This window comes from Niveispirillum lacus (assembly GCF_002251795.1).
Taxonomy (GTDB): Bacteria; Pseudomonadota; Alphaproteobacteria; order Azospirillales; family Azospirillaceae; genus Niveispirillum; species Niveispirillum lacus.
This window is the reverse complement of record NZ_NOXU01000032.1, coordinates 273,097-284,625: the sequence shown is the minus strand read 5'-3', so window position 1 is coordinate 284,625 and position 11,529 is coordinate 273,097. Positions and strand designations below refer to the sequence as shown.

Annotated in this window: 8 protein-coding genes; 5 read left to right on the top strand and 3 right to left on the bottom strand. The window is 61.8% G+C overall.

Annotation, left to right across the window (positions count from 1 at the left end):
• Positions 1-27: 27 nt before the first annotated feature.
• Together CHU95_RS20440 and CHU95_RS20435 are read left to right on the top strand one after the other, a co-directional pair.
• Positions 28-1,098, top strand: coding sequence for an efflux RND transporter periplasmic adaptor subunit (locus CHU95_RS20440; RefSeq protein WP_133065602.1), 1,071 nt, complete (start codon positions 28-30; stop codon positions 1,096-1,098).
• 91 nt (positions 1,099-1,189) lie between these two features.
• Complete coding sequence (locus CHU95_RS20435) at positions 1,190-2,401, top strand: DUF3667 domain-containing protein (protein ID WP_094458199.1); 1,212 nt, start codon at positions 1,190-1,192, stop codon at positions 2,399-2,401.
• 65 nt (positions 2,402-2,466) lie between these two features.
• Here CHU95_RS20435 and CHU95_RS20430 read toward each other — a convergent pair whose 3' ends face one another.
• The 3 genes from CHU95_RS20430 to CHU95_RS20420 form a co-directional block, all read right to left on the bottom strand.
• Positions 2,467-3,438 (bottom strand): glucokinase, encoded by a 972-nt coding sequence (locus CHU95_RS20430; protein WP_094458198.1) that lies wholly within the window; start codon positions 3,436-3,438, stop codon positions 2,467-2,469.
• 39 nt (positions 3,439-3,477) lie between these two features.
• Positions 3,478-4,557 (bottom strand): LacI family DNA-binding transcriptional regulator, encoded by a 1,080-nt coding sequence (locus CHU95_RS20425; protein WP_094458197.1) that lies wholly within the window; start codon positions 4,555-4,557, stop codon positions 3,478-3,480.
• A gap of 122 nt (positions 4,558-4,679) precedes the next feature.
• Positions 4,680-5,957 (bottom strand): sugar MFS transporter, encoded by a 1,278-nt coding sequence (locus CHU95_RS20420; RefSeq protein ID WP_133065601.1) that lies wholly within the window; start codon positions 5,955-5,957, stop codon positions 4,680-4,682.
• A 250-nt stretch (positions 5,958-6,207) separates the two neighbouring features.
• Here CHU95_RS20420 and CHU95_RS20415 point away from each other — a divergent pair, with 250 nt between their 5' ends.
• The 3 genes from CHU95_RS20415 to CHU95_RS20405 all read left to right on the top strand — a co-directional run bounded on the left by CHU95_RS20415 (position 6,208) and on the right by CHU95_RS20405 (position 11,462).
• Complete coding sequence (locus tag CHU95_RS20415; RefSeq protein WP_094458195.1) at positions 6,208-7,560, top strand: MFS transporter; 1,353 nt, start codon at positions 6,208-6,210, stop codon at positions 7,558-7,560.
• Positions 7,561-7,788: 228 nt separating this feature from the next.
• Entirely contained in the window at positions 7,789-8,910 is a 1,122-nt protein-coding gene (locus CHU95_RS20410; protein WP_094458194.1) for a hypothetical protein, read from the top strand.
• Positions 8,911-9,065: 155 nt separating this feature from the next.
• Positions 9,066-11,462 (top strand): glucan 1,4-alpha-glucosidase, encoded by a 2,397-nt coding sequence (locus CHU95_RS20405; protein ID WP_207762564.1) that lies wholly within the window; start codon positions 9,066-9,068, stop codon positions 11,460-11,462.
• Positions 11,463-11,529: the final 67 nt, after the last annotated feature.

Sequence of the window (11,529 nt, the reverse complement as noted above, 5' to 3'; positions counted from 1 at the left end):
CAGTAAACCTTGTTTGAGGATATCGCCATGACCCGCTGTATCGCGCATCAGATCGCCGCCGCCCTGCTGATCGGTACGCTCGCCCTGCCGGCATCGGCACAGCAGGCACCGCCGCCGCCCGCGGCCAAGGTGAAGGTCGAGATGGCCAGCCTGCGGCAGATGGCGCCTGTGCTGCAGGTGCCGGGCAGTGTGATGTCGCGCCAGGATGCCGATGTGGCAGCGGAAGTGTCAGGTCGCGTTACCTGGGTGGCCGAGGCCGGCACCAAGCTGGCGGCGGGCGAGGCCCTGGCGCGGGTCGATGACCGGCTGCTGCGCCTGGAACTGCGCCAGTATGAGGCGCAGATCAAGAGCCTGCAAAGCCAGTTGGCCTTCCAGGAGCGCGAGCTGGAGCGACAGCGTCAGTTGGCCGAGCGCGGCACGGCCACCATTGTCAAGCTGGAGGAGGCCAACAGCCGCCGCGACGTGCTGGCCCAGGATCTGATCCGTGCCCAGGCCAGCCGCGACCGCACCGCCCTGGAAATCGAGCGCACCGTCGTGAAAGCACCGTTTGCCGGACAGGTGGCGGAGCGTATGCTGGAGGTCGGTGAATTTTCCGCCCCCGGCGTGAAGGTGGCCCGTCTGGTGGCCGTCGACCAGATAGAGGTGCGGGCCCAGGCCCCCGTTTCCATCGCCCGGCATCTAAGCGAGGGGATCAGTGTTTCCCTGGATATCGAAGGTCAGCCCACCCAGGGTAAGGTGACGCGCATCATCGGCATCGGTGAGGCGCAGTCGCGCACGTTCCAGGTCCGGGTGGCTCTGCCGCGCGGGGAGGCAAACTGGATCGTCGGGTCCGCGGTCAAGGTTGGCCTGCCCTCGGCCACCGCCGAACAGGTGGTGGCCGTCCATCGCGACGCCCTGGTGCTGCGCGGGGACGGAACCTGGCTTTTCCGGGTCAATGCCCAGAACAAGGCTGAGCGTGTGGCCGTGAAGACCGGCACCAGCATCGGCGATTGGGTGCAGGTGACAGGCGATATCCGCGACGGCGACCGCACCATCGTGCGGGGGGCTGAACGGCTGCGTGAAGGGCAGGAGGTTGAACTGGACCCTAAGGTGAGCTGATCGGTGATGAGACCGGCGTGGCCCCACGCTTGTCCTTGATCTTCATAGGGTTTCCCTGGCACCCTGCGCTTGCGTGGGGACGGGGGGTTGCATGAGCGACGGGATCGAATCTGTGGGCGCCATGGCCACGGCTGGCATGGCGGCGGCGGCCATTGAGGGCGAAAGCGGCAAGCATGGGCACGGGGCACATGGGGTCTGCGCCAATTGCGGCACGGTTCTGACCGGTGATTTCTGTCATGCTTGTGGACAGGCCGGTCATCTTCACCGGTCCATGCTGCATATCGTGGAGGAGTTCTTCCACGGCATCCTGCATTTCGATAGTAAAGCCTGGCGTACTTTGCCGTTACTGGCCTTTCGGCCGGGCAAGTTGACCTATGACTACATCCATGGTCACCGCGCGCGATATGTGACGCCCATGGCCATGTTCTTGTTTTCTGTGTTCCTGATGTTCATGAGCTTTTCGCTCCTGGGCGTCACCACCAATGTCCCGGTTGCCCTTCCGGTCGCGCAGCAGCAAGAGGCGCTGGCCCAAGCTCGGCAGGGACTGGAGGAAGCGCGGGCCGATCTGGCAGAGGCAGAGGCGGAACTGGCCCAGGCGCTCAGCACGGGCGAAGACGTCACAGCGGAGACAAGGCAGCGCGACAAGGCGCAGCGGCGCCTGGAAACGGCGTTGAAATCAATCGAGGCTATGGATGCCGCCCTGGCAGCGGCCGGCGTTGCCATTGTACCGCCCACCCCGCCCAAGCCGGGCGAGCCGCCGACCGCCCCCGATCTGCCCAAGGTTGTGACCAATGGCCCGGTCACCACGGAGAACCTGTCAGATGTCCTGACCCGGAATCTGGGTGAGGATCTGGACATCAATATCGGCAACCCTGAGCTTGAGGAGAAGATCAAGAAGAAACTGAAGAACCCGGAACTGCTACTCTACAAGATGCAGAACACGGCCTATAAGTTCTCCTGGATACTGATTCCCATCTCACTGCCGTTCCTGTGGCTACTGTTCTTCTGGAAACGCGGCGTGGCCATGTATGATCATGCCATCTTCTCGCTTTATTCCCTGTCCTTCATGTCACTACTGTTTATCACCCTCTCGCTGGTGATCAAATTTGCACCGACATGGGAAGGGGTGATCGCGTTCCTGATCTTGCTGGCCCCGCCGCTGCATATGTTCTTTCACCTGCGCGGCACCTATCGCCTGTCAATTTTTAGTGCGCTGTGGCGGACGGTGGCTTTGCTGTTCATTACGCTGGCTACCAGTGTACTTTTTGTGATGTTCATTGTGTCGATGGGAGTTGCGGGTTAAGGGCGGCACCGCGCAGGGTTCAGATCAAAAGGGGGGGTGTGACGTCACACACCCCCGTCACACACTTAGCGCCCGACCCTCCGCACATGCGCGGCAAGGCCCAGAAAAGCCGGGTAGGGATGGGTGACAACATAGGTCGGGATCGGGCCGAGGAAGGCGCGCATGCGGCCCTTTTCTACGAAGCGCTTGCGGAAGCGACTGTGCTGGAACCAGCCCATGAAGCGCGGGATGATGCCGCCGGCAATGAAGACGCCGCCACGAGAGCCCAGCGACAGGGCCAGATTGCCCGCGACCGCCCCCAGCATGGCGCAGAACATGTCCAGCGCTTCAACACAAATCGCGTCGCGCTTGCCCACCGCCCGATCGGAGATGTCGGCGGCGGTCAGTTTCTCATGGTCCACCCCGTCCAGAAAACAGAGCGTTTCATAAAGGTTCACAAGGCCAGGTCCGCAGACAAGCCGTTCGGCCGAGACATGTTCGAACTGTTTGCGCAGTTGCGCCAGCACGGCACTTTCACGGTCGGTGATGGGGGCCATGGTGACATGCCCGCCCTCGGTCGCCAGCGCCGTGAAATGGCCGGCACTGTCCGGCACCAAGGCAGACACACCCAGACCAGAACCGGGGCCTAACACGGCGATAGGGGCGCCCGCGACGGGTTCGCCTTCCCCCACCTGGGTGTAATCATCCGGGGTCAGTTCCGGGATGCCGAGTGCGACAGCGGTGAAATCATTGATCAGGTCAAGGCGCGCGAAACCAAGATCCTGGGCCACGGCCCTGATCGAGAATTCCCAGGCCAGATTGGTCATGCGGATCAGGTCGCCTGTGACGGGGGAGGCGACAGCAAAGGTGGCGGCGTGAACCTTGCCTACCAGATCCTGCATCGTCAGATAGGCCAGGGCCGCATCCTGCAGGGTGGGGTAGTCCGCGCAGCGCAGCACCTTTTCGTTAAAGGGCGCGCCAGTTGGCCCTACCAGGGCGAAGCGGGCATTGGTGCCACCGATATCGGCGATCAGGAAGGGGGCGGTACCGTCGGTCATGCGAGTCGTTCCAGGCAGGCAGATGAGGCGAAGGGGTGATCAGGCGCTGCGTTTGGTTCGCAGTGCGGCCCCCGGCGCACCGGGGGCCGGTCCCGTGGAGCCGCGGACGATCAGGGCGTGATCGAGTTGCCGATGCGGCATCGGGTTTTCCCACACGCCCGCATCCTTGCGCTTGATCAGTTCCAGAAGAATATCGGCCGCGGCCTCGGCCATCTGGATCACAGGTTGGCGGATGGTCACCAATTGCGGCCAGACCATGCTGGCAATCGGCATGTCGTCAAAGCCGACCACGGAAAGCTGTTCAGGCACGGTAATGCCCATGCCATGCGCCACCGCCAGTGTGGCGGCGGCCATTTCGTCGTTTGATGCCAGGATGGCGGTGGGACGGTCGGCCCGTTCCAGCAGGCGTGTGGCCGCCGGCAGGGCGGAGGCGTAGTTGAATTCGCCCACCTCGATTAAGTCTGGCATGGGCGCCAGGCCGTGATCGGCCAGCGCCTCGCAGAAGCCGGCATAGCGCAGGCGGGTGGCGGCGTGCTGCGCCTTGCCCTTGATGAACCCGATGCGCGTATGGCCCAGGCGGATCAGATGTTCCGTCAGGTCGCGCGTTGCCTTCCATTCATCAATACGGACGATGGGCGACGTGTCGATATCGCGGTCGGGCGCGATGCGAACATAGGGCACGCCAGCCCGCTGTAGAACACCCAGCACGATGGGATTATCGGTCACCGGTGGGGTCAGGACCACGCCGGCCATCCGCACCTGATTAACCAATGCTGCCGCACGCTCCTCCACATCCGGGGCGTTATAGGCGATTTCCTCGATCAGCAGATGATAGCCGGCCGCGCGGCAGCGGTTCAGCATGCCAAGCTGGATATCGTGGGTATATTGGCCGCCCGTATCGCCATAGAAATGGCCGATCAGAAAAGAACGCTCACCGGCCAGCGACCTTGCCGATAACGAGGGCTGATAACCCAGTTGCGTGATGGCCGCCTGCACCCGTTGGCGCACCACGTCGCGGACATTCGGTTCCTTGTTCATCACGCGGCTGACGGTCTTGATCGACACCTCGGCCAGGGCCGCGACGTCGTTAATCGTCGGCTTGCGATGCGACTGCGCCATGTTCGAAGTCTCTCCCGGTTCAACCGGTGCAATTGTCTGCTTATTCGATTGCCGGGTCCACCAAAAGTGGAAGGGTAGCGGGGACTGTATGGTCCCCGCTACCCAAACAACCGATGAATCCGTCAGCGGATGCGGCCGTAGCCGTTCTCCAGCGTGCCGTTAGTGCATTTCAGACCGAAGGCCACGATCACCAGATAGCAGACCACCGGCACGATCATGGACAGGTGCAGGTTGGTCGCATCGGCAAACAGGCCGGTCAGCACCGGGATGATCGCCCCACCGACGATGGACAGGCAGAGCAGGCCCGACGCCGCCGGTGTCTGATCATCCATGTCCTTCACCGACAAGGAGAAGATGGTGGGGAACATGATGGAGTTGAACAGGCCGATGGCGATGGCCGTGTAGGCCGAGACCGGGCCGGTGGTGAAGCCGGAGATGGCGGCCAGCGCGGTGGTCATGATGGCGCAGAAGGCCAGCACCTTCGACGGCGCGATTTTTGACATCGCGGCAGACCCAATGAAGCGGCCGACCATGGCTCCGCCCCAATAGAAGGCCAGATATCGGGTCGCCTCTTCTTCGGTCAGGCCCAGAGTGCTCTCCAGGCCCAAATAATTGATCATCAGCGAACCGATGGCCACTTCAGCCCCGACATAGACGAAGATGCAGAGTGCACCAAAGGCAAGCCGCGGGTTTTCCTTCAGGGACGGCATGTGCCAGTGGGCGGTTTCCCGGCGCACGACTGTTTCCTTGCCGCGCAGGAACCAGAACAGACCGGCTACCGCAAACATCATACCAGCCAGGACAATGCAGGGCGTTTCCAGAACGCGCAGTGCAGTTGTGGCGGAGCCTTCCCCGGCGGGTACAACTTCCGTCACCGCGTCAAAGATGATCGCCCCGGCCAGCAGCGGGCCGATGAAGGTGGCGACTGAATTGAAGGCCTGCGCCAGGGTCAGACGCTGGGGGGCCGTTTCCGGCGAACCCAGGCCGGAGGTCAACGGGTTCATCACGACCTGGATCATCGTCACACCGGTGGCGATGATGAACAGGGCTGCCAGGAATACCCAGTATTGACCGATCTCAATAGCGGGAACGAACAGCAGGATGCCCAGCCCGACCGTGACGAAGCCAATAATGGCACCGCGCAGATAGCCCACCCGGTCAAGCACCCGACTGGCCGGCAGCGAGACCAGGAAATAGGCCAGGAAATAGCAGAACTGCGTCAGCATCGCCTCGGCATAACCAAGGCTGAAGGCCGCCTTGAACTTCGCCACCAGCGGGTCGACCAGCACGGTCACGAAACCCACGACGAAGAACAACATGAAGGTGAAGGGCAGCATCGAACGGGCCACCGGGAACGTGCTGTCCCCCCCGGATGCGGAAATTGGACCGGACTGCGCCAAGGCGACCTCCCATTATTTTGCTTTGTCTCGACATGTCGCAGAAATTGACAACGCTGTCGACACTGATTTGTACGAACGGTTCTTTTTCTGCCGAAACCCGTAACGATGCAACAGGAAAACGGGTATGATTGTGTAATTTCGTAAACAGCCTTGGCAGCAGCGTTCGAACCATGTTCAGTGGTGGGCAACAAGAAGCGTTGGGGACAGGTGGAAACCACCGCTACCAGCGCGTCCCTGGGAGGACAAGCCATTGGAGCGTAAGGCGGGCAGGGTAAGCCTGGGCCGGAAGTTTGGCTATGGGCTTGGTGATTTCGGCCTAAACCTGCATTGGCAGGCGATGGGCCTGTTCCTGACCTTTTTCCAGACCGAAATCATGGGGCTGTCGCCCGTTTGGGCGGGGGTGACCTTCTTCATTGCGGCCCTGTGGGACGGCGTTACCGATCCAATCATGGGGCTGATTGCTGATCGTACCAGGGGCCGCTGGGGACGCCATCGTCCGTACCTGCTCTTTGGCGCGGTGCCGTTGGCCGCTTGCCTGGCACTGGCCTTCACGGCGCCCGGCTTCACGGGGCCTGCGGCCGTGATGTATGGGCTGGCTACCCATATGTTGCTTCGCACTGCCTATACGGTTGTTGCCATCCCTTATTCTAGCCTGTCAGCCAGCATGACCAGTGACGCTGACGAACGCACATCGCTTACCGGATGGCGCATGCAGTTCGCTTTTCTGGGCGGTGCTGTCGTTGCCACCCTGATGCCGGTGCTGGCTAAACGGTTTGCCGGCCTGGACGGGGCCCAAGGCTATGCGATCGCTGCTCTGATCATTGGTGGTCTATCGGTGGTGGCCTTTGTCCTGTGTTTCCTGATTGTGCGGGAACAGCCAATGGCGGAAAGCCGCCAGCCGCCGGTGGGCAGCCTGTGGCAGGATCTGACCGGTTTCCTGGGTCTGGTTCGGCGGGGCGGTCCGACGGTGCAGCTTTATCTCTGTATTCTGATCTCGCAGATCATGGTGCCGCTGCAATCCCGTAACTATCTGTATTTCTTCAAATATGGCGTAGGGGACCTGGGGCGCGCCGATCAGGCGTTGGCGCTGTTTGGCATTATCAATGTCATCTGTGTGCCGCTCTGGGTGTGGTTGATCCGGCGAACGGAGAAACGTACAGGTTTTATGCTGGGCGGTGCGTTGTTCGCCCTGGGGAGCGCTGGATTCGCGCTGATTCCGCATTGGTCCTATTGGAGCGGCTTTGCCGCCCTGGCCATCGCTTGTGTTGGGCATACGGCCTATGCCGTCTGTATCTGGGCGATGCTGCCCGATACGGTTGATTGGAGTGAATGGCGATTCCGCCGCCGCGATGAGGGGAAAATTTTTGGGCTGGCCGCCTTTCTGCAGAAAGCGGCGCTGGGTGTTTCCGGCTTGCTGATGGCCGCAGTCTTTCATGGATTCGATGTCACCAAGGGCCAGGGACCATCATCGGAAGCGGGGTTGCGGGTCGTCATGGGCCTGATCCCGCTAGTCGGCATCCTGGTCGCTATGTACATCATGCGCGATTACCGGCTGAGCTTCCGCTGCCATGCCTGCATTGTGGAGCGTCTGGGTAACCGGTGACAATTGTCAGCGTTGTCGGGAATTTTGTCCGACAGGTAGACATGTATGACAAATCGCTGGTCAGGCAGAGGGGTAAATCCACACTCATTGATAGCGTTATAATTTATCAATACACTAAAAAGAATTTATGGTTGTTGTGATAGCGCTCACATTTTTGATTGCTTGCCATGCGAAGGAACGCTTTACTGTCGTCGTAAAGAACCCGGTGAACCGGGAAAGGGAGGAAACATGGTCAGGAAGTCTTGGGTCCTGCCGGCGATGGCTTTTGTCCTGCTGGCAGGCAGTGGATTTGCGTTGCCTGGTGATGCTGCCGCCGACGAGGCGGCACTGGCGGCTTTGCAGGCGCAATTACCCGGCAAACTGATGAACGACCCGACGGTACTGGATTGGACCGTTTATGGTCAGGGTCAGAAGAACAAGCGGGTCAAGACGCCGGGCATCGGCGGCGGGGCGGCGTTACAGGTGACATCACCGGTCGCATCGGATGCGGCGCACAATATTGGCGTGAATGTGCCCCTGAAAGCCGGCTTCACGCCGGGGCAGGCCATTACGGTGGCTTTTTGGGCACGCACCGTTTCAGCCGACACGCCCGACGGCAAGGGCAAGCTGGGCCTGCGCCTGCAATTGAACGAGGCACCCTATAGCGGGTTTGGGGATACGATGCTGGCCATCGGGCCTGAGTGGAAAATGTACGAGGCGAAAGCACAGGCCAGCATTAGCGTTGATCCCGGCAAGGCGGTCCTGGGCTTTCAGGTCGCCGCTGCCAAACAGGTGGTGGAGATCGGGCAGATCTTCGTTCTGGATATGGGCATGAAGGCCATGGCGGCCGCACCCGGCGGCGGGGGAGGGGCGACCGCCATCCGCATGCCCGTGCCCGAGCGGCTGCCGGGGGTGCTGCTGAACGATCCGGCGAGTATCGACTGGCCCGTCTATGGCGCCGGCCAGACCAATGCCAAGGTGCAGACGCCGGATATCGGCGGCGGCTATGCCATGCGGATCAGCAGTCCTGTGGCGAACGAAAAGCCATACAATATCGGCGTCAGCGTTCCCCTGGTGACGGCCATCGCAGCCGACCGCGACATCACGGTTGCCTTTTGGGCGCGGACTGTATCGGCAGACACACCGGACGGGATGGGGCGGATTGGTCTGCGGATGCAGGAGAATGCCGCCCCCTATGCCGGGTTTGGCGATGGCATGCTCTCCGTTGGACCCGATTGGAAACTGCATCAGGTGAAGATGCGGTCCAGCATGGCGCTTGATGCCGGCAAGGGCGTCCTGGGCTTTCAGATCGCCGGTGCCAAACAGGTGGTGGAGATCGGGCAGGTCTATGTCTTGGATCTAACGAAATAGGGGGGCTTTCGGCCCCCCGCATACGTATTTCGCCCGGCTTCGCAGCGCACAACATACGTATTCAGCCGACAAAGTCGGCGGTGATACCCGATCTATTCTCCTCAAACGCCACGGCCATGAAGTCCGGGCGGTAATCGGTTGGATTGGGGAGAGACATGACCAGGACCTTGCGCATTGCCGCCGCCCTCACCGCGACTGGCACCCTTGCCGCCTTGTTGATGAGTGGGACGGCCCTGGCCGCAACCGCACCGGGGGCGCCGGGGGCCAAACCCACTTTTTCCTACGCTGGTAAGGACGGGATCGGCACCTCCTATGAGGCCTATGTGCAGGGCCGCTATCAGGATGGCGGTGTGACGGGACCGGTGTCCAAGGTCTGGTTCTCGCTGGCCCGTGGCGTCATCACGGAAACCATGCAGGGTATGATCCATGAGGCGCAGTTGCGCGAACTGCAATTCGCCGTGAAGGGCGAAGGCTTCGTCCATACCGAATATGACGACATGGACACCCAGGTCGATTATCTGCACAAGGATGAAGCCGGGCGGCCCCTGTCGCTGGCGTACAAGGTGGTCAACCGCGACCGCCAGGGCCGCTATGAGATCGAGAAGCATGTCTTCACCGATCCCGATCGCGACACATTGTTCGTGCGGACCATTTTCCGCGCGCTGAAGACGGGGATCACGCCCGTCCTTCTGGCCGACCCGCAGATGGCGGGGACGGGCAGCAATGACAAGGCCGACACGGTCGGCGGTACGCTGAACGCCGTGGAGGGCACGCACAGCCTGGTTATCAAGGCGGATAAGCCGTTTGTGAAGACCAGCGTCGGCTTTGTCGGCGCGTCGGACGGGTTGAGCCAGTTGCGCGAACGCGGCGCGCTTGCGGTCTATGACACGACGGGAACCAAGGCCGGCAATGTCGCGCTGGCGGGTGAACTGCCGGCACTGTCCGCCGGTCAGGAGGCGACCTATGATGTGGTCGTGGCCTTCGGGGCCGACCGTGCCGCCGCCAATGCCCTGGCTGATGCCACCCTGAAGGCCGGCTATGCCGCCACGTTGGCGAAATTCAACGGTCAGGGAGAGGCTGTCGGTTGGGAGGATTACATCCAGGGTCTGGCGCCACTGAAGGACCTGGCCGCCATGGCGACGGACGGGGGCAGTCTGGCCTTCGTGTCGGCCCTGGTGTTGAAGGCGCAAGAGGATAAGACCTATGCGGGCGCCCTGATCGCGTCCTTGTCGGCGCCGTGGGGCGAGACAGTGTCGACCGAAAAGCTGGCCACCGGGTACAAGGCCGTCTGGCCGCGCGATTTCTATCAATGCGCCATGGCGCTGCTGGCGCTGGGCGACACGGCAACGCCACTGGCCGCCTTCAACTATCTGACGACCGTGCAGGTATCCGCCCAGACCAAGGGCAATAAGGGCGCCAATGGCTGGTTCCTGCAGAAGACCCATGTCGATGGTACCATCGAATGGGTGGGCGTGCAGTTGGATCAGACGGCCATGCCCATCATGCTGGGATGGAAGCTTTGGCAGGCCGGGGTCGTGGATGATGCGACACTGAAAGCCATGTACCCGGCCATGTTGAAGCCGGCGGCGGACTTCCTGGTCAAGGGCGGCAAGATCGGGTTGGACTGGAACAAGGCCACCATTACCCCACCCAGCAGTCAGCAGGAGCGCTGGGAAGAACAGCCGGGCCATTCGCCTTCCACAACCGCCGCTATCGTGGCGGGGTTGATCAGCGCTGCGGAGATTGCCGACAAGTTGGGCCAGACTGAGGATGCCAAGACCTATCGCGCCACGGCGGATACGATCAACGCCGCCATCGAGGCGCGGATGTTCACGACCCAGGGCACCTATGGCAATGGCCGCTACTTCCTGCGCGTCAACCAGAATGACAATCCCAATGACAAGGGCCCGGTCAACCCCGCCAATGGGCAGCAGGGCCTGACCGAAAATGTCTATCTGGATGGTGGGTTCCTGGAACTGGTCCGCTATGGTGTGCGCGCGCCCAATGCTGACAGCATTGTGGACAGTCTGGGCGAACTGGACGATATGTCGATCCCCGACCATTTCCGCGTGAAATACACGTTCACCTTCGCAGGCGATCCGGCCACATATCCCGGCTGGCGCCGGTACGGCAATGACGGCTATGGCGAGGATGTCCGCAATGGCGGCAATTACGGCACCGGTGAGCTGACCGGCGGCATGGGGCCCGGGCAGCGCGGGCGCGTCTGGCCGATTTTCACCGGCGAGCGGGGGCACTATGAGTTGGCCCGCGCCAATGCCAAGCCGGGCGGTGTCACGGCGGCGGACCTAGATGCCATCCGCATGACTTATGTCCGCGGGATGGAGAAATTCGCCAATGACGGTCTGATGATCCCCGAACAGGTGTGGGACGGCGTTGGTGTGTCGCCCAAGGGATACAAGTTGGGCGAAGGCACCAACAGCGCCACCCCGTTGGCCTGGAGCCATGCCGAATATGTTAAGCTGCTGCGGTCGGTGCGTGATCGTCAGGTCTGGGACCTGTATGCGCCGGTGGTGGCGCGGTACGGGAAGTGAGGGCGGCGGCTCCGGCCTAGCAGCACTGGAAAGTCGGTCAAGACGATCATTCCCCTATCTTCGCCGT